Consider the following 18,380-nt stretch of genomic DNA (forward strand, 5'->3'; position numbering starts at 1 on the left):
CTCAGATGATTTCCAGATCCGCGCGCAGTGCGCCGGCAGCCTTCATCGCCTGCAAAATCGAGATCAGGTCCGCGGGCGTCGCGCCAAGCGCGTTCAGCGCCTTCACCACGTCGGCAAGATTCGCCCCCGCCGTCACCATCTTCAGCGCGCCGTTGTCCTGCTTCAATTGAATCTGCGATTGCTGCGCGACGACGGTTTGCCCGTTCGAGAACGGCCCCGGCTGCGACACGACGGGCTGCGTGTTGACGACCACCGACAGGTTGCCATGCGCGACCGCGCAGCTTTGCAGCGTCACCATTTGGTTCATCACGATCGAGCCCGTGCGCGCGTTCAGGATCACCTTCGCCGCGGCCTTCTCGGGGCTCACGTCGAGATTCTGCAGCCGCGCCATGAACGCGACTTGTTGCGCCGAATCGGCGGGCGCGGCCAGTTGGATCGTGCGCCCGTCAAGCGCCGTCGCGGTGCCCGGCCCGAAGCTCGCATTGACCGCCGAGACGATCCGCTGCGCGGTGCCGTAATCCATATCGTTCAATTGCAGTTGCAGCGTGCCGTTCATCTGCGCGAGCGCATTCGGCACGGCCCGCTCGACGATCGCGCCGCCGGCGATCCGGCCGGCCGCGAGCTGGTTCACCTGCACCCGGCTGCCGTTCGCGCTCGCGCCCGCGCCGCCGACCGCGAGATTGCCCTGCGCGAGCGCATAGACTTGGCCGTCCGCGCCCTTCATCGGCGTGAGCAGCAGCGTGCCGCCGCGCAAGCTCTTCGCATTGCCGAGCGACGACACCGTCACGTCGATCGCCTCGCCCGGCCGCGCGAACGGCGGCAGCGTCGCCGTCACCATCACCGCCGCGACGTTTTTCAATTGCATGTTCGACAGCGTCGACGCGCCGCCGCCGTTCGTTGCGCCGTTGTTGATCGAAATGCCGAGATTCGCGAGCATGTTCGCGAGCGTCTGCGTCGTGAACGGCGTCTGCATGGTCTGGTCGCCGGTGCCGTCGAGGCCGACGACAAGGCCATAGCCGATCAGCGGGTTGTCGCGCACGCCCTGAATTTGCGCGAGATCCTTCAGGCGCTCCGCGTGCGCCGCGCATGGCGCGACGAGCACGCATGCGCCAATGGCGAGCAGTGCGGCAGCGAACCTGCGGCGGGCAACGACAAACGCACGGCCGCGCACCGCGCGATCGGTTTGAGCGGCAGCCGCTTCGGCAGCGCCGGCAACCGATCGCGACCGCGCGGCGGCGGTGGCAGCAACGGCACGCATCATCATCTCAACCATGGCGCAGGCCGCCGGCCGAACCCGCGAGCGCTGCGCCCGCGCGAGCAGATCACGCATCGAACCACCCATCGGAACGCGCATCGCCGTCACCACGGAGATACGTTGAGAAAAAAGCGTTGCAGCCAGCCCATCGTTTCGGCCTCGTTGATATAGCCCTTGGCCGAATACTCGATCTTCGCGTCGGCGACTTGCGTCGAGTAGACCGAGTTCGCGCCCGAAATCGTGTTCGGATTGACGACGCCCGAGAAGCGCACGAATTCGTTGCCCTGATTGATCAGCATCTGCTTCTCGCCGGACACGACGAGATTGCCGTTGGGCAGCACGTTCGTCACCGTCACGGTGATCGTGCCGTTGAACGTGTTCGCCGCGCTCGCGCCGCCCGTCGACGTGAATTTGTTCGCGCCTTCGGCAGACAGATTCGCCTTGTTGAACAGGCCGCCCAGAAAACCGGCCGTCGGCACGTCGAAGTTCGTGTTGCCCTGCCGGTTCGTGTTCGCGCCTGACGATTTCGTCGCGTTGATGTTCTCCGCGATCACGATCGTCAGGATGTCGCCAACGTTGCGCGGGCGTTGATCCTCGAAAAGCGGCCGGCCCGCGTAGCCGGGGTTGTAGATCGAGCCGGCCGCCTGCATCGAGGGCGGCATCGGCGGCGCGGCCGTCATCGGCTGTTGCGTGATCGGCTCGCGCGGCAATTGCGCGCAGCCCGAGCCCAGCGCGAGCGCGACAGCGGCGGCGCACGCCAACGTGGCAGCGCTCATGCCCGATCGCGCGCGGCGCGGCGCGGCGGCAAACGACGCGGCGCAGCCGGCCAGACCGCGGCGGCGCGCACCAACATGGGCCAGCGGCCAGCGCAGCCGCCCCGTGTGGAGCGAACCCAGCGCGGTGGCGCGCCTCGCCATGCGCGAAAGAAAACGAACCTGCATCATGGCTTCATGGCTGACTGAATGATGAGCCACTTCAACGCGCCATCTGGGTGACGGTCTGCAACATCTGGTCGGACGTCGTCACGGCCTTGCTGTTGATCTCGTATGCGCGCTGCGTCTGAATCATGTTGACAAGCTCCTGCACGACGTTCACGTTCGACGCCTCGACATAGCCCTGCCTGAGCGTGCCCGCGCCGTTCTGCCCCGGCTGCGCCAGATTCGCCACGCCCGACGACGTGGTTTCCTCGAACAGGTTCTCGCCTTTCGCATCGAGCCCGGCCGGATTGACGAACGTCGCGATCTGCAACGCGCCGATCTGAATCGCGTTGTTCGAGCCCGGCTGCTTGACCGACACGACGCCGTCGCTGCCGATCGTAAGCGCCGTCGCGTTCTGCGGTATCGTGATCGCCGGCAGCACCTGATAGCCGCTCGACGTGACGAGCTGGCCCTGCGCATTGGTCTGGAACGAGCCGTCGCGCGTGTACGCGGTCGTGCCGTCCGGCATCAGCACCTGGAAAAAGCCCTGGCCGTTGATCGCGACGTCCTTCGAGTTGCCGGTCTGCTGCAACGCGCCTTGCGTGTAAAGCCGTTCGGTGGCCACTTGCTGGACGCCCGTGCCGAGCTGCAAACCCGACGGCAACTCGGTCTGCTGCGTCGAGTTCGCGCCCGGCTGGCGCACGGTCTGGTACAGCAGATCCTCGAACACCGCGCGCGAGCCCTTGAAGCCGGTGGTACTCACGTTCGCGAGATTGTTCGAGATCACGTCCATCTGCGCCTGCTGCGCGCTCATGCCGGTCGCGGCGATATAGAGAGAGCGGTTCATTTATCGATTCCTGAAGGAAAGCGCTCGGCGCTCGGCCGGCATCAACTGAAATTCAGCAACTGGTTGGCCGCCTGCTCGTTCTGGTCGGCCGATTGGATCAGCTTCGTCTGCCATTCGAACGCGCGCGCGTTGCCGATCATCGACACCATCGCCGCAACCGGGTTGACGTTGCTGCCTTCGAGCGAATTCGGCACGACCTTCACGGCCGGATCGGCATCGGCGGGATTGCCGTCCGCGGTGCGGAAAAGGCCGTCGTCGCCGCGCTTGAGCGCCGCAGGATCGGGGTTGACGAGCTTCAGTTGATCGACGATCGCCACCGCCGTCGGCGGATCGCCCGGCATCAGCGCCGACACGGTGCCGTCCGCGCCGATCGTCACCTGCGCGTTCGGCGGCACGGCGAGCGGCCCGCCGTTGCCGGCCACGGGCAGATTGTTCGCGGTGACGAGCTGCCCGTTCGCGTCGACGTGCAGGTTGCCCGCGCGCGTGTACGCCTCGCTGCCGTCGGGCAGCATCACGGTGAGCCAGCCCGTGCCGCGCACCGCGACGTCCAGCGGGTTGCCCGTCTGCGCGATCGGGCCCGGCGTGAAGTCCGCGCCGGGCGTCGACGCCAGCGTGTAGGTGCGTGTGGTCGCCAGATCGACGTTGCCGCCGCCGGAGTCGAAATTCATCGGCACCGCGCGAAACGTCGCGAGCTGTGCGCGGAACCCGGTTGTCGACGCGTTCGCGAGATTGGTCGCGACGACGGATTGCTGCTCGAGCGCCTGTGTCGCGCCCGTCATCGCCGTGTAGATCAGTCGGTCCATGAGTCTGGCTCGAATCCGCGAATGCCGTTACAGGTTGATGAGCGTCTGGTCGACGCTCTGCTGCGTCTTGATCGTCTGCGCGTTCGCCTGGTAATTGCGTTGCGCGGTGATCAGCTTGACGAGCTGGCCCGTCAGATCGACGTTCGAGTTTTCGAGCGCGCTGCCTTGCAGCGTGCCGTGGTTCGTGCTGCCGGGTGCCGAGATCTGCGGCACGCCCGATGCGGAAGTCTCGACGTACTGGTTGTTGCCGACGTTCACGAGGCCGTTCGGGTTGTTGAAATTCGCGAGCACGATCTGGCCGAGCGTCGCGGTCTGGCCGTTCGAGTAATTGCCGGTCAGCTTGCCGTCGGAGCCGACCGTAAACGTCGTCAGCACGCCGCTCGCGAAGCCGTTCTGCCTGAGATCGTTCACGCCGTTCTTGCCACCGTATTGCGTCGTGCCCGACAGATCGAGCGTCAGATTCAGCGGATTGGCCGCGCCGGTGGACGTCGGCACCGTAAACGAGAACTGGCCGACATTGGGCGTCGGCGCGCCGCTGCCCGCCTGCGTCGTGCCAGCGATCGCGCCGGCCGTGTTGAACTTGACCGCGCCGAGATCGCTCGGCGCCTGACCTTGCTGGCCGGCATACACTTCCCACTCGCCCGACGTCGCGCTTTTCACGAAATAGACGTTCACGTTCTGCGAGCCGCCGAGCGAATCGAACACTTGCACCGACGTCTGATAGTTGTACGACGTCGAATCGCTGAAGCTGAACGGCGATGTCGCCGGCACCGGATCCTGCGCGTTCAGGTTGAACTGGCCGGTGATCTTGGTCGTCGCGGTCGGCGCGATATTGGCCGTCGGCGCCTGCAGCGGCACCGTCGCGGCCATGTCGATCACGCCGTTCGCGTTGGCCTGATAGCCCATCAGGTTCAGCCCCTGCGCATTGGTGATATAGCCGTTTTTATCGCGCTGAAACGTACCGTCGCGCGAATACGTGATCACGCCGTTGTTCGACATCTGGAAGAAGCCGTTGCCGTTGATCGCGACGTTCAGCGACGACGCGCTCGACTGGATCGTGCCCTGGCTGAACTGCTGCTGCACCGACGACAGCATCGTGCCGATGCCGATCGGATTGTTGACAGCCGAGGCGACTGAATTCGCGTACATATCGGCGAATTGCGCGGTACTCGCCTTGAAGCCGACCGTGTTCGCGTTCGCGATGTTGTTGCCGATCACGTCGAGGTCGCTCGACGCGCCCGCCAAGCCGCTCAAACCTTGTTGATAACCCATCTCGGTCTCCGTTGCGCAGAATCTGGATCAGTTGGTGATGGACGGCGCGCCGCCATTCGGCGCGCTCGTCGCGGGGTTCGGGAAAATCGACGCGATTTGACTCAGGCCCACCGTCTTGCCGCTCGACAGCACGAGCCCTGGCGTGCCGTCCGCCTGCTTGACCACGCTTTGCACGCGCGCGGCGGCAAGCGTGGGCGGCGTATATTGCTTGCCGGACGCGTCGGTATAGCTCGCCGAAATCGTGTACGTGCCGTCGGGCAAGGCGTTGCCCGCCACGTCGGTCGGCTTCCAATTGAACGGCACGGTGCCCGCTGGCTGCGCGCCCGCGTTGATCGTGTTGACGACCACGCCCGCCGCGTTCTTCACGGTGATCGTCAGATTCGCCACGGCGCTCGTCAATTGCACACCGAACGGCGACGCCGCGCCGCCCTTCACCGCCACGTCGCCGCCCGGCGCGAGCACGTTCGCGCCGATCAGCATTGCCGCCTGCGTCTGCTGGCTCGCGGTGAGCTGCGACGACAGCGACGTCAGCGACGCGTTCAATTGCGCGATGCCGCTCACGGTGTTGATCTGCGCGAGCTGGGACGTCATCTGCGAGCTGTCCACGGGGTTCGTCGGGTCCTGGTTCTGCAACTGCGTGACGAGCAGCTTGAGGAACGTGGTTTGCAGATCGGCTGCCGACGACGACGGCAGCGAGCTGGCGGCGTTGATGTTCGCGCCGTTTGCCCCGTTCGCGCTGTTCGTCGAGGGCGACTGGCCGTTCGCGCTAAACGTGTCGTAGGGCAGGTTCGTCACGTTCGCGCCGTTGCTGCCGATGGTGGTCGAAGAGGAGGTCATTCGGTTTCGCGCTCCTGCTGGGTCTGCTATATGCGTGATTGCGTGATCGAAGGCCGGTGCGATGCGGTTCAATTGCCGATCGTCAGGGTTTTCAACATCAGTTGCTTGGCGGTGTTGAGCGTCTCGACATTGGCCTGATACGAGCGCGACGCGGAGATCATGTTGACCATCTCCTGCACCGGATCGACGTTGGGCATCGTCACGTAGCCGTTCGGATCGGCGGCCGGGTTCGACGGATCGTAGGACGTCTTCATCGGCGACGGATCGTCGATCACCCGCGCGACATTCACGCCGCCGACGCCCTGGCCCGACGCGGTGCGCGCACGGCCGATCGGCGCGGTCGCGAACACCACCTGCTTGGCCCGGTACGGCTTGCCGTCGGGGCCCGTCAGGCTGTCGGCATTCGCGAGATTCGACGCGGTGACGTTCAGGCGCTGGGACTGCGCCGACATCGCCGAACCCGCGACGTCGAAAATGTTCATCAACGAAGGCATGCAATGCTCCTGACTGTGCGTTGAGCGCGCGGCGCGCTCGATCACCCGTTTCGCGCGGCACGCGGCGTGCGGAAAAACGCGCGCGAATCGCTTGAATCGCTTGAATCGCTCGAATCGCTCGAATCTTTTGGGCCGAGCGTCACGAACCCGGGTTCGACGTGATCGCGGCGATCATCGTCTTGATCTGCTGCGTGATCACCGTCATGCCGGACTGGAAATGCAGCGCGTTGTCGGCAAACTGCACGCGCTCCATGTCGAGATCGACGGTGTTGCCGTCGAGCGCCGGCTGCCGTGGAATCCGATATTGCGCGCGGCCGTAGTCGTCGCCCGGGCCGCCTGCCGGAATCAGCTTCGCCGTGCCGGCCATGTGCGCGCCCGAGGTTGCCGTCATCGCCATTGCGCGCGTCACGCCCGCCGGCTGCGCGATGGAGAGCGGCGCCGCGTTGCCGCGCGCGTCGGCCGGCTGGAGCGCGCGCGCGAGCGTCGACGCGAAGTCGACGTCGCGCGCGCGATAGCCTGGCGTGTCGGCGTTCGCGATGTTCGACGACAGCAGTTCCTGCCGATACGCGCGCACATCGAGCGCTTGGCGGCCGAACGCGAATTCGGCGTCGAGTTTGTCCAGCATCTGCGTGCTCCGTCTGAAGATCTGAAGATGCATCGCCCCGCCGCCACGCACGGCGAAGGGGCTTTTTCCGATGGAACGCATCGTAGACGGGCCGTGCAACGGGCAATCGGACGAATAACCGGCAAAGCGGCCCTCTATTCGCGGTTTGCGGGCTCGCCCCCGCCCCTAGAATGCGACGCGTGACAGACGATTAGACGGTTGGACGGTTCCGGTTTCGAGGAGGGTGCGATGACGCAACGCGCGACGACCGACGGCGCCGCGCGCATCACCGGCACGCGCGCGGCGCTCGCGTGGGTGCTGGCGGCGGCCGGCTGGGCCTGCGCGGCGCAGGCCGCGCAACCGGCCGACAGTGGCATGATCGTGATTCCGGGACGCGGCGAATCGGCCGAAACGGCGCTCGCGAACGCGACGGCAAGCACGCGCGCGGCGGAGGCAGCGGATGCGGTGCATAGCGGCGAAGCGAGCGGCGATGCTGCAAAAGCCCGGGCGGCAGACGGCGCTGCCCTCGGCGCCGGCCCCTCCGCGGCGACGGGCGGCACTTCCCTGGGCTTGGCGGCGCGGGACCTGCCGGCCGGCCGCGCCGTCGCCGCACGCGCGGACCGCGAAGATGCATGGCAAGTTGCGCCCGTCGCCGCACAGGACGCGGGCGCCGCCGCCGTCACGGCAACGGCCGGCGCGCGAACAGCCGCAGCGCCGCCGCGCTTGCCGCGTCAGCCGCGGCACATCGAGCCCGCGCCAGCCAATCCCAGCGCGCCGCGCATCGATGACGCACTCGCCTCCAGCGCGCCTCGCGCACTCGCCGCGCGCGGCGCGCCGGCCGCGCCGCGCACGATACCCGCCAGGCCGCCGCTGCCGGCCTGCGCCGACACGCCGGGATCGAGCGCTGCCGTTGCGCAAACGTCGGCGGCGCGAACGCTCGCCGCACCGGCGAACGCGTCCCAGGCGGCTTGCGCCGCCGCGCGGCCATCTCCGGCCGCGCCAACCGCCGCGGGCCAGGACAGCGAAGCAATCCGCAGCGCCGCGCTCGCCTTCCTGCGGCAGCAGGCGGCGGGCCTGCCCGGCAAGGTCACCATCACCGTCGCGCCCGCGCTCCCGCGTGGGCTGGCCGCGTGCACGACGCTCGAACCGTTTCTGCCGACGGGCGCGCGCCTGTGGGGCCGCACGACGGTCGGCGTGCGCTGCGCGGGCGAGCGGCCGTGGACGCTCTATCTGCAAGCCAAGCTCACCGTGCAGGCGACCTACTACGTCGCCGCCCGCGCGCTCGCGCCCGGCGACACGCTGACGGCCGCCGATCTCGTCGCGCGCGACGGCGACCTGACATTGCTGCCGCTCGCCGTGATCACCGAGCCGGCGCAGGCCGTCGGCGCGAGCGCGCTGACACGCGTCGCGGCCGGACTGCCGCTGCGCCGGGATCTGCTGAAAAGCGCGGCGTCGGTATCGATCGGGCAGACCGTGCGGGTGATTGCCTCGGGCCCGGGGTTCACGATCTCGGCCGAGGGCAGCGCGCTCGGCAACGCGGCGCCCGGCCAGCCGGTGCGGGTACGCATGGCGGCGGGCCAGATCGTCACTGCGGTCGTCAAGGATGCGGCCACCGTCGAAATTTCCCTGTAGCGGCGCGCCGCGCGTGCGCAAACCGTCAAGAATTGCAAAGTTTCATCGATTCAGGGATTTACCCGCGAGCGAACACTAAAGTTCGGGCCTGCGCTGCCGTTATCGTGGCCAAACCCGTACAGGAACCGCCATCGTGAAAATCGATTCCCCTCCTGCGTCGAACCCCCGGACGCTATCGAATGCCGGCACGGGCACGGCCCGCTCGCCGGCCGGCACGGGCGCGGCCCGACCGGATGCGGGCGCCGCAAGCGCGCCGGCGCAAGGCGACGCGAAACTGAGCCTGTCCGGCCTCTCGTCGACGCTGCGCGGCCTCGCCGCATCGGGCAATGCGGATATCGACGTCGCGCAAGTCGAGTCGATCCGCGAGGCGATCCGCAACGGCACGCTGTCTATCGATACGAGCCGGATCGCCGACGGCATCCTGCAAACCGCCCGCGAACTGCTCAAGCAACCTTAGACGCCACGCGCCGATCCGGCCCCGCCGCGCGAACCCGGCACGCCGGGCTCACGCGCGGCAAACCGAGCGAAACGAGATGAGAGACGAACTGCTGGCCACGATCACCGACGAACATGCGAGCGTCGAGGCGTTCGCGTCGCTGCTCGCCTATGAGGAAAAAGCGCTGACGACGCCCGAGCCGCTCGATGCGCTGCCGGGCCTCGTCGCCCGAAAGCTCGAACTGATCAACAAGCTCGCACGCCTCGAACGCGAGCGCGACGCGCTGCTCGCGTCGCTCGGTTTGCCGGCCGGCAAAAAAGGAATGGAGCGCGCGGCCGAGGACGACGTGCGCATCGCGAGCGGCTGGCAGTTGCTACAGCAGGCAGCCGAGCGCGCGCGCCACGCAAACGCGATCAACGGGATGCTGATCCGGATCCGGATGGATCACAACGAGAAGGCGCTATCGGTGCTGCGCGCGGCGCCGCAACACGCCGCGCTCTATGGGCCGGACGGGCGCCTCGGGGCTGCCGCGCGCTGACCGTCCGCGAGGTCCAGCGCGCTGCATGATCCGCCTGCATCCGCGCGATCCTTATCGGCGCGGTTTGCGGCCGCGCCGCATGAGGGCATGACAAGCATGGCGCGCTGCGCGAAGCGCACGCCGCGCGAATTGGGCCACCGGGCCGGTGGCCGTCGGCATCAACTGCCGGGTTCAACCACCAGGTTCAATCGCCAGATTCAACCCCGTGCGCCAGCGCATGCCACGTCTTCGTCACTTACTCGCCACTTCCGATCGCCTCCGCCACTGCCCGCACTCGGGCGCGGTGCACTGCGTCCTTGATCTGCGCCGGCTGGCCCGCGAACTGCTGCGCGATCGCGCCCGCATCGACCGCGCGTGCCGCAACGAGCGCCTGCCGCAGCCGCTCGGCCTGGGGATAAGGCTGCGCGCCGAATCCAAGCCGCCCGCGCGCGTCGGCTTCGCTCGCTTGCAGCGCCTCGGCGAAACGCGCGGGCTTGCGCAGTGCATCGGCGCGCTCGAAAAGCCGCACCAGCGCCGCCGCGCCCATCTCCATCACACGATGCAAATTGCCGTGCTCGCGCGCAACGAGCAGCGCCAGATCGCGGCACTCGTTCGGCACCCGCAACCGCTCGCATAACGGCTTGATCAGCTCGACGCTGCGTGCTTCGTGCCCGATATGGCGCGGCAGCACGTCAGCGGGCGTGGTCGCCTTGCCGAGGTCGTGCGTGAGCGCCGCGAAGCGCACCGGCAGCGTATAGCGTTGCTTCGCCGCGTAATCGATCACCATCATCACGTGCACGCCCGTATCGACTTCCGGATGGTAGTCGGCGCGCTGCGGCACGCCGAACAGCGCGTCGATCTCGGGCAGAATCCGCGCGAGCGCGCCACAGTCGCGCAGCACCGCGAACATCCGCGACGGCTCGTCCTCCATCAGCCCGCGCGCAAGCTCCTGCCAGACCCGCTCGGGCACGAGCGCATCAGCCTCGCCCGCGGCAACCATCTCGCGCATCAGCGCCAAGGTCTGCGGCGCGACGGAAAAATCGGCAAAACGCGCGGCAAAGCGCGCGACGCGCAAAATCCGCACCGGGTCTTCGACGAACGCATCGCCGACATGCCGGAACAGCTTCGCGCGCAAATCCGCCTGTCCGCCGAACGGATCGACGATCGGCCCGATCAGCGTGCCGTCCGGGCTCACCGCGCGCGCCATCGCGTTGATCGTCAGGTCGCGACGCGCGAGATCCTGCTCGAGCGTCACGTCGGGTGCGAAATAGAACTGGAAGCCGTGATAGCCCGCCGCCGTCTTGCGCTCGGTGCGCGCGAGCGCGTATTCCTCGTGCGTGCGCGGATGCAGGAACACCGGAAAATCCTTGCCGACCGGCTTGAAGCCCTGCGCGGCCATCTGCTCGGGCGTCGCACCGACCACCACGTAATCGTGGTCGCGCACCGGCAAGCCGAGCAATGCATCGCGGATCGCGCCGCCAACCGCGTAGATGTTCATCGCGACGGCCCGTAGACGTCGATCACGGTCGTCTCGCGGCGCGCGGCGTCGATCCACTCGCGCACGGCCGGCAGCTCGGCGACGCTCGCCGCGTAATCGCGCGCTTGCGGCGACAGCGGCACCGCGAACGCGCGAAAGCGCAGCACGACGGGCGCGTACATCGCGTCGGCAATCGAGAACGCGCCGAACAGGAACGGCCCGCCCGACGCGGCCACACATTCGCGCCAGATCGCGTCGACGCGCGCGACGTCGTCGAGCGCGGCCGGCGACAGCTCACGCGCGGGCGGCGTGTCGCGGATATCGAGCGGCATCTCGCCGCGCAGCGCGGCAAAACCGGCGTGCATCTCGGCCGACACACAGCGCGCCCGCGCGCGCGCGGCCGCATCGCGCGGCCAGAGCGCGTGCTGCGCGAAACGCTCCGCGAGCGTCTCGGCGATCGCGAGCGAATCCCATACCGGCACGCCGTCATCACCGATCAGGCACGGTATCTTGCCGGACGGCGAATACGCGCGAATCCGCGCCGCCGTATCGTCGCGGCGCAACTCGATCGGCACCTCGTCGAACGGGATGCCAAAGTGCCGCATCAGCACCCACGGGCGCATCGACCACGACGAGTAATTCTTGTCTCCGACGACGAGTTTCATCCGATTCCTTTCCTTTATTCCTGCTCTGCCACGCGCAGATCGAGCGATCTCCACAGCCGGCGGTCCCCCGCCGAAGTTCCGAAACGCCCCGCCGACGCGCCAGCCGTCAGCGTCGCGCGCGCCAGCCGGCGAAGCGCGAATAGAGCGCCGTATCGCCAATATACGTCGGCGCAACGCTCTCGACGCTCGCGGGCGCAATCCCCAGCTCGGGCGCGAGCGGCCCCGTCATCACGCTGGGCACCGACAGCGACGCGAGATTGTCGCGGGTGAGCAGCGGCTCGCCCGGCAACAGTTCGAATACGCGCGCCTGCATTCGCGCGAGCGCATCGGGCAGCCTGACGATCCGCGCGCGGCGCCCGGCAAGCGCGCCCGCATAGCGGACCAGCGCCTCGAGCCGGTACGTGCGCGGCCCGCCGAGTTCGTAGGTTTTGCCACGCGTCGCATCGCGCACGCACGCGTTTGCGAGCGCCAGCGCGACGTCGCCGACGTAGACAGGCTGTATCAACGCATCCGGCATCGCAAGCGGCAACACCGGCAGCAAGCGCTGCAGCCGCGCGAACAGCGTAAGAAACGCATCGCCCGGGCCGAATACCACCGACGGCCGGAACACCGTCACATCGAGCGCGCCCGTCGCAGCCCGCGCATGGAGCGCGGCTTCGCCGTCGCCTTTCGAGCGCAGGTACATGCTTGGCGCGTGCGGATCGGCGCCGAGCGCGCTCACGTGGATCACGCGCGGCACGCGCGCCTCGATGCACGCGGCGGCAAGCGACGCGGGCAGCGCCACATGCAGCCGCGCGAAGCGCTCGCCATACGGCAAGCCCCGCGCGCCATGCAGCACGCCGACGAGATTGACGGCAACCCGAGCGCCCGCGACGAAGCGGGCCAGTTCGCGCTCGTCGAATGCGCCAAGCTCGACGATCTCGACAGGCAGCATCGCGAGATGGCGCGCGTGCTCGCGGCGGCGCGCGGCGATCCGCACGCGCGCGCCCGAGCCGACGAGCGTATTGACGAGCCGGCTGCCGATGAAGCCCGTGCCGCCGACGACGGCGATGGTCTGGCGCTGCATGATCTTGCCCCATCCATATTCCGCCGCGCAGCCTGGCCGCCAAGCCCCCAGGCGGCTAGGCGGCAACCAAGCGGCGGGCAGCGGCAGCAGCGCATACGCGCCGACAGGCGCGGCACGCCACGCGCCGGCCGCATATTGGCGGTGGCGGCCCGCGGGTTGCGCGCCGGCCTGCGAGGCCGCGCCGGGATACGCCGCCGCTCTATGCACGCCAACGCGCTTGCGGCATGCGCGCGGCGCTCGTTACGGCTCGTTACGATTACGGCGCGATGAACCCGAGGCGCGCCTTCAACGACTGCGGCTTCTTCTCGAACAGCGCCGCATAAAACGTTTCGTTCGACAACACGTTCTTCACATAATCGCGCGTCTCGTTGAACGGAATCGTCTCGGCGAAAATCGCGCCCTCGACCGGCCGCGCGAGCGCCTGACGCCACTGGCTCGGCCGCCCCGGCCCCGCGTTGTAGCCGGCCGTGGCGAGCACCGCCGAATTGTCGAACTTCTGGTAGATGTCAGACAAATACCAAGTGCCGAGCTGCACGTTCGTATCGATGTCATGCATTTGCCCGCGCGACAACGGGCCCAGCCCGAGCTTCTTCGCAACGAGTTGCGCGGTCGCCGGCATCAGTTGCATCAGGCCGCCCGCGCCCGCCGACGAACGCGCGTTCGTAATGAAGCGCGACTCCTGGCGGATCAGCCCATACGCCCACTCGACGTCGAGCCCATTTTGCTGCGCGTAGCGCTCGACGATATCGCGGTATGGCGACGGGTAGCGCAACATGAAATCGTGCTCCGACGTCGTGCGGTCCGCCGTGTTGACGGTGCGATCGAGCAAATCGATGCGCTTGCCGTACTCGGCTGCCGCGAGCAACTGCCTGTCGGTCATCCCGCGCAGCGGCCAATTCCACTCGCGATTGCCTTCGAGCCGCAGATTGAGCGCATAGAAACGCTGCGCGAGCGCGAAACCCGGCACCTTGCGCATCGCGTCGATCTCCGCGTCCGATACCCGGGTGCGCGGCGGAATCACGGTTTTCTGCCCCAGTTCCTCACCGGCGAGCTGCCCGTAGAAATTGAATTGCCCGGCGATCCGCTCGAATTCCTGGTTCGCCTTCAGCGTGTCGCCGCTTGCCTTCAGCGCGCGCGCGCGCCAGTAGATCCAAGTCGTATCGTCACGCAGCGACGCGGGCATCTGTTCGATCGACCAGCGCACCATCGGCCAATCGCCCGCCAGCAACGCCGCGCGCGTGCGCCATTCGTATGCGGCATTCGACAGCCGTGCGTTCATCGATTGCCGATACCACACCACCGCCTGCGGCATGCGCTTGAGCGCCGCCTGAAAGCCGATCTCGCCCCAGCCGGCCGCCTGCTCGGCCGCGGACAGCGACGGCGCGAGCGACGTCAACTGCCCCGCCGCGGCGTCCGGATCGTTGCGCGCCATCCGCGTGATCGCGATGAGCGCGAGCTGCCGCGACGTCGCATCCGCGCCGATGCCGCGCGCAAGAAACAGCGGCGGCGCGCTCATCACCTGCTCGAAGCCCGCCGGGCGCTCGCCGAGCATGTCGGCGATCTTGCCGCCCGTCGTCGTGTAATTCTGCTCATACGCGAAACGCACCTGCGCCCATACGTCATCGCTCGAGAACTGCTTGTTCGCGGCAAGCGCGCCGATCAGGTCGACACACGCATCGCCGTAGACCTTTGGATCGACGAGCAGATCGCGGGCCATATCGGCGACGTTCTCGCCGCGCGCCGCGCGCGATTCGAGCGCGTAGCACTTGACTTGCGTGTCGTCGTCGAGCACGAAGCGCTTGTACTGCTCGTCGAAATTGCGCCAGTCGTGGCGCGCGCCGAGCACGAGCAGGTAATCGTTGCGCATCCGGTCGGCGATCGCCTGGCCGTCGTAGCGTGACAGGAACGACAGCACCGGCGCATCCGGCGCGTCGATCCGCGCACGGCCGGCCGAATCGAACAATTGCGGCTTAATCTGGAAATATTCGAGATAAGACGGCGCTGGATAATTCGGGATCAGCGCGGCGAGTTGCGCGGCGCGCCCCGCATCGTTCTTGCGCGCGGCCTCGCGAAGCTGAACGAAGATTTGATCGTCGTAAGACGATGTGTCGTCGGCGGTCTGCGCGACGCAGGTGGCCGTCCCCACGGCCAGCGCGGCGGCGGCAAGCAGCGTTGCCGCCGCGCGATATACTCGGTGAAAACTGGTTGACATCGTTGTGAACGGAGCACGGAAGTGAGCGAAAGCATAGCATGCGCCCCGGCGTCGAATCCGAAGCAAACGCTGCGCGAATCGCTGGCCCGGCGCCGCGTCGATGCGCACCGCGCGCCGCACGCGCACGGTGCGCTCGCGCAACGCGTGCTCGCGGCGCTCGACGCTTGCGCGCCGCGCTCGGTCGGCTTCTACTGGCCGCTGCCGGGCGAGTTCGACGCGCGCGGCACGATCGCCGCATGGCTGGCGGACGACGCCCGCCGGCAAGCCGCGCTGCCCGTCATCGAAACGCCGCGTGCGCCGCTCGCCTTCCATATATGGACGCCCGACGCGCCGATGCGCGAGGGCCGCCACCGGATTCCCGAGCCGGCGTCGGGCGCGCCGATCGTGCCCGATCTGCTGCTGATCCCGTGCGTGGGGTTCGACGACGCCTGCTTCCGGCTGGGCTACGGCGGCGGCTATTACGACCGCACGCTCGCCGCGTGGCCGGGCGGCAGGCGGCCCATGACGATCGGCATCGCATACGACGCATGCGGCGTGCCCGAACTGCCGCGCGACGCGCACGACCTGCCGCTCGACTGGATCGTCACCGAGACGCGAACCTGCCGGGCGATGCCTGGCTGACGCATCGGCACGGCCCGTGCTCGGCGGGCGTACTTGGCGGGCGCATATTGCCGCTGCGCTTTGCTGTCATACTTTCTTCCGCGCTTTGCCTTCAGGCTTTGCCTCCGCGCTTTATCGCCGTGCTTTGCCGCTACGCTTTGCCGTCGTGCTTTGCCGTCGTGCTTTGCCGTCGTGCCTTGTCCCCGCGCTTTGCCCCGTACTTTATCGCCGTGCTTTATCCCGCGCATTACCACCCTGCATCGCAGCCGCGTGACGCACCCATATCGCGATAGCCGCATCGCGCAGTTTCAGGCCGGCCCGGCTTCCAGCTCGGCCAGCAGCGCACTCAAATAACAGCTATGCAAGAAACGGCACTCACGCCGCAGCATGCCGTACAGAATGAAGTTCGTGCCATCCCCCGCGCCCTCGCGCATCACGCCTTCGCGCACGAAGCCGAGATGCTCGCCCAGACGCTGCGCCCCGTCGTTGTCCGCGCGCACGAGCCCGGTCACCCGATTGCATCCGAGCACCTGAAACGGGTACATGAACGCAGCGCAGACAAACGCGCGCGTAATCAAATGGCGCGATCCCCGGCACGCGAAATGCATCAGCACGTTCGGCCCGTTGTGCCCTTGGTAAAGCACACCCGCGACGATGTCCCCATCGTTCTCGAGCCCGATCGTCGCACAGTAGTCATAGCGACGCTCACCCGTCATGCTGGCGACGAAATGCATCACTTCGTCGCTGCGCTCGAACAACAGCCTGCTCATCATCGAACCGATGCGGCCGGACTCAACTCGGCAACGTCATGCCGAACTGCCGCAGCGTTGGATTCACGTTATCGGCGAAGGCCGCCTGGCGCTGATGCTTTCGGATCAATTCCACGATCCACAGCACGCCCAGCACGATATCCGGAATGACCAGCACGGCGTCGAGCACCCATCCGGCAGGCCCCGCGCCGGCCAACGCACCCATCGTAGCCGTGAGCGCGCCCATCGCACCGCGAACGCCCGCGCGCATGGTCAGGCCCAGCACGCGCGACGCCGCGCGTTCGGCGATTTCCTTGCCCGCAGCGCCGGTTAGTTTGTACAGTTGCTCGACAGCGGTCTTCGCCTCCTGGACCGCGTTCCGGGCGTCTTTGACTTTATCCGTGACGTTCTTGACTGCGCCCGCCGCATCGCGCAGCGAGGTCCGGCCGGCCGCCCCTGCCGCCAAACCCGCCGCCACGCCGCCGACGCGCCGGCCGCCGCCGCGGCCAAGCCCGCGCTCCCCGGCACTGCCGCCAGCCTGCTCGAACATCGCGCCCAGGCTCTGCATCTCCGGCGGCGCGGTTTGCCGCAGATACGCGGCCGTCGCGGGATCGTTCGCAAGCGCCGCGATCGCCCGCTGCAATTCGGCCACCGTGATGCGGACGTCGCGCAGACCATCCGCGCCGCCGGCCACGACATCGACCAGCGTCTCCATCAGCTTGATCATCACGGCCGCCTTCTGCCGAGCGGCATAGTTCTGCGGACGGGCGAGCACGTCCTCGCCGAGCGACTGGATATCGGTATCGGCGGTAATGTTGCGCACGCTCGCGCGCCATAGAAAATCCTGCTCGGCCGCCTCGTCGGACGGCGCATCTTTCAGCACGAAATTCGACACATTGTTGGCCGTGAGATCGTCGCTGCGCGGTTTGGTCGCTTTATCGTCGCCGCTTCGATCGATCGCATCGAACGCACCCTTGCTGGACCACGCCTTCGCCGCCGCCTTCAGCGACGCGCTGAAGCCTTCGTTATCCTGCAACGCGTCGATTTGCTGCCGGCTCGTCAATCCGCCACCGTTCTTGCCACCGGCGTAGTTGTTGTCCTTGCCGTTCGACCGGTGGCCCGCCGACTCGCCCGCGATAGGCAAGTAGGCCTGAAGCAGCGCAGCCGCGCGCGCGATGTTCAGCGCGTCGCGCGGGGCGTCCGGGTGCTTTGCCTGGTATTCCTTGAGGTTCTTGTCGGCAAGGGCGAGGTTGGTTCGGACGTCCTTCAGAAAATCGCCGAGTCTTCCGCGATCGATGCCGCCATCCGGCCTGAGCGCGTGTTTATTCTGCAACGCGGTCCTCAGCGACGGATTGTCATGGACGAAATTCAGTGCCGCGCTGATCTGCCCGGCCGTCGGCCGTTGTCCGGAAGTGCTCGGCTCGCCTGCCAGAATTTGCATCGCGGCAATCGGCCGCTCGAGCGGCACGCGTTGATCGTAAGCCGCCAGATCGGACCATTGCGCGAGATCGGCCGCGTCGCTTTGCGCACTGTAGTCATCGAGCAGCGCATACGAACCGTCGTTCGCCGCCTGGACGTTCCGCTCGGCTGGCTGATCGGCACGCGCAGTGCTCAATCGCCGCGACGCGGACGCAGTCGCGGCGTTGAAGCGGCGGCGCGCCGGCGGACGCAGGCTTTCATTGAGCAACGCGTCGATGGCGAACGCCGTCGCGGCGCATTGTCCAAGCTTGTCCGCGGGCTTGCGGCCGCCTTCCGCTGCGGTCAAATCGGTTGCCGAAAGAGGAAAAGATAGGCTGCCCATGGCGTGCGAACTCCTTCAAGAAAACGGCATGGCTTGGCCACTCCATCCGACAAGCCGGGGTTCAACACGGGCTTGTGCTGTCACTTTAAACACCGCCGGTTGTGCCAGGCCACGGGCGCCCGAAACCGCATCCAGCATTGCGAAACTGGTTCATGCGGCGCGCCGGCCGGGCATCGAAATCCGCGCGCGCCGCAGC

Annotated in this window: 18 protein-coding genes; 4 read left to right on the forward strand and 14 right to left on the reverse strand. The window is 67.5% G+C overall.

Going from position 1 to position 18,380, the window contains the following annotated elements:
- Position 1: 1 nt before the first annotated feature.
- The 8 genes from WS68_RS19995 to flgB all read right to left on the reverse strand — a co-directional run bounded on the left by WS68_RS19995 (position 2) and on the right by flgB (position 7,050).
- Positions 2-1,273 carry a flagellar basal body P-ring protein FlgI gene (locus tag WS68_RS19995; RefSeq protein WP_231753071.1) on the reverse strand — a complete coding sequence of 424 codons (1,272 nt, stop codon included), beginning with the start codon at positions 1,271-1,273 and terminating at the stop codon, positions 2-4.
- An 86-nt stretch (positions 1,274-1,359) separates the two neighbouring features.
- A complete protein-coding gene (gene flgH / locus WS68_RS20000; protein ID WP_059572537.1) occupies positions 1,360-2,031 on the reverse strand; it encodes a flagellar basal body L-ring protein FlgH in 672 nt (223 codons plus the stop codon).
- A 199-nt stretch (positions 2,032-2,230) separates the two neighbouring features.
- Positions 2,231-3,019: a flagellar basal-body rod protein FlgG gene (gene flgG / locus WS68_RS20005; RefSeq protein ID WP_059572394.1), complete on the reverse strand. Its 789-nt coding sequence runs from the start codon at positions 3,017-3,019 to the stop codon at positions 2,231-2,233.
- 41 nt (positions 3,020-3,060) lie between these two features.
- Positions 3,061-3,822, reverse strand: a complete 762-nt coding sequence (gene flgF / locus WS68_RS20010) for a flagellar basal-body rod protein FlgF (RefSeq protein WP_059572395.1) — start codon at positions 3,820-3,822, stop codon at positions 3,061-3,063.
- 27 nt (positions 3,823-3,849) lie between these two features.
- Positions 3,850-5,094: a flagellar hook protein FlgE gene (gene flgE, locus WS68_RS20015; RefSeq protein WP_059572396.1), complete on the reverse strand. Its 1,245-nt coding sequence runs from the start codon at positions 5,092-5,094 to the stop codon at positions 3,850-3,852.
- Between the two features lie 27 nt (positions 5,095-5,121).
- Complete coding sequence (locus WS68_RS20020) at positions 5,122-5,931, reverse strand: flagellar hook assembly protein FlgD (RefSeq protein WP_059572397.1); 810 nt, start codon at positions 5,929-5,931, stop codon at positions 5,122-5,124.
- A 68-nt stretch (positions 5,932-5,999) separates the two neighbouring features.
- Positions 6,000-6,425 carry a flagellar basal body rod protein FlgC gene (gene flgC, locus WS68_RS20025; protein WP_059517386.1) on the reverse strand — a complete coding sequence of 142 codons (426 nt, stop codon included), beginning with the start codon at positions 6,423-6,425 and terminating at the stop codon, positions 6,000-6,002.
- A 139-nt stretch (positions 6,426-6,564) separates the two neighbouring features.
- Positions 6,565-7,050 (reverse strand): flagellar basal body rod protein FlgB, encoded by a 486-nt coding sequence (gene flgB / locus WS68_RS20030; RefSeq protein WP_059572538.1) that lies wholly within the window; start codon positions 7,048-7,050, stop codon positions 6,565-6,567.
- Positions 7,051-7,278: 228 nt separating this feature from the next.
- Between flgB and flgA the strand changes: the two genes are divergently transcribed.
- The 3 genes from flgA (at position 7,279) to WS68_RS20045 (ending at position 9,635) form a co-directional block, all read left to right on the forward strand.
- The gene (flgA, locus tag WS68_RS27880; RefSeq protein WP_059572398.1) at positions 7,279-8,661 is read left to right on the forward strand and encodes a flagellar basal body P-ring formation chaperone FlgA; all 1,383 of its coding nucleotides are present in this window, start codon (positions 7,279-7,281) and stop codon (positions 8,659-8,661) included.
- Positions 8,662-8,794: 133 nt separating this feature from the next.
- The gene (gene flgM / locus WS68_RS20040) at positions 8,795-9,118 is read left to right on the forward strand and encodes a flagellar biosynthesis anti-sigma factor FlgM (protein WP_059572399.1); all 324 of its coding nucleotides are present in this window, start codon (positions 8,795-8,797) and stop codon (positions 9,116-9,118) included.
- A gap of 76 nt (positions 9,119-9,194) precedes the next feature.
- A complete protein-coding gene (locus WS68_RS20045; RefSeq protein WP_059572400.1) occupies positions 9,195-9,635 on the forward strand; it encodes a flagella synthesis protein FlgN in 441 nt (146 codons plus the stop codon).
- A 235-nt stretch (positions 9,636-9,870) separates the two neighbouring features.
- Here the strand turns inward: WS68_RS20045 and WS68_RS20050 are convergent, their stop codons facing one another.
- The 4 genes from WS68_RS20050 to WS68_RS20065 form a co-directional block, all read right to left on the reverse strand.
- On the reverse strand, positions 9,871-11,112 hold the full coding sequence (locus WS68_RS20050; RefSeq protein ID WP_059572401.1) for a multifunctional CCA addition/repair protein: 1,242 nt from the start codon (positions 11,110-11,112) through the stop codon (positions 9,871-9,873).
- On the reverse strand, positions 11,109-11,756 hold the full coding sequence (locus WS68_RS20055; RefSeq protein WP_059572402.1) for a glutathione S-transferase family protein: 648 nt from the start codon (positions 11,754-11,756) through the stop codon (positions 11,109-11,111). Before WS68_RS20055 ends, WS68_RS20050 begins: the two co-directional genes overlap by 4 nt.
- Before the next feature lie 106 nt (positions 11,757-11,862).
- On the reverse strand, positions 11,863-12,822 hold the full coding sequence (locus tag WS68_RS20060; RefSeq protein ID WP_059572539.1) for a complex I NDUFA9 subunit family protein: 960 nt from the start codon (positions 12,820-12,822) through the stop codon (positions 11,863-11,865).
- A gap of 256 nt (positions 12,823-13,078) precedes the next feature.
- Positions 13,079-15,034, reverse strand: coding sequence for a lytic transglycosylase domain-containing protein (locus WS68_RS20065; protein WP_059572403.1), 1,956 nt, complete (start codon positions 15,032-15,034; stop codon positions 13,079-13,081).
- A 21-nt stretch (positions 15,035-15,055) separates the two neighbouring features.
- On the opposite strand from WS68_RS20065, the gene WS68_RS20070 reads away from it, so the two are divergent.
- Positions 15,056-15,655: a 5-formyltetrahydrofolate cyclo-ligase gene (locus tag WS68_RS20070; RefSeq protein ID WP_059572404.1), complete on the forward strand. Its 600-nt coding sequence runs from the start codon at positions 15,056-15,058 to the stop codon at positions 15,653-15,655.
- Between the two features lie 287 nt (positions 15,656-15,942).
- Here WS68_RS20070 and WS68_RS20075 read toward each other — a convergent pair whose 3' ends face one another.
- Together WS68_RS20075 and WS68_RS20080 are read right to left on the reverse strand one after the other, a co-directional pair.
- Positions 15,943-16,404: a GNAT family N-acetyltransferase gene (locus tag WS68_RS20075; RefSeq protein ID WP_059572405.1), complete on the reverse strand. Its 462-nt coding sequence runs from the start codon at positions 16,402-16,404 to the stop codon at positions 15,943-15,945.
- 22 nt (positions 16,405-16,426) lie between these two features.
- The gene (locus tag WS68_RS20080; protein ID WP_059572406.1) at positions 16,427-18,184 is read right to left on the reverse strand and encodes a type III effector HrpK domain-containing protein; all 1,758 of its coding nucleotides are present in this window, start codon (positions 18,182-18,184) and stop codon (positions 16,427-16,429) included.
- Positions 18,185-18,380 lie beyond the last annotated feature (196 nt).

Source organism: Burkholderia sp. TSV86 (genome assembly GCF_001522865.1).
Lineage (GTDB): Bacteria > Pseudomonadota > Gammaproteobacteria > Burkholderiales > Burkholderiaceae > Burkholderia.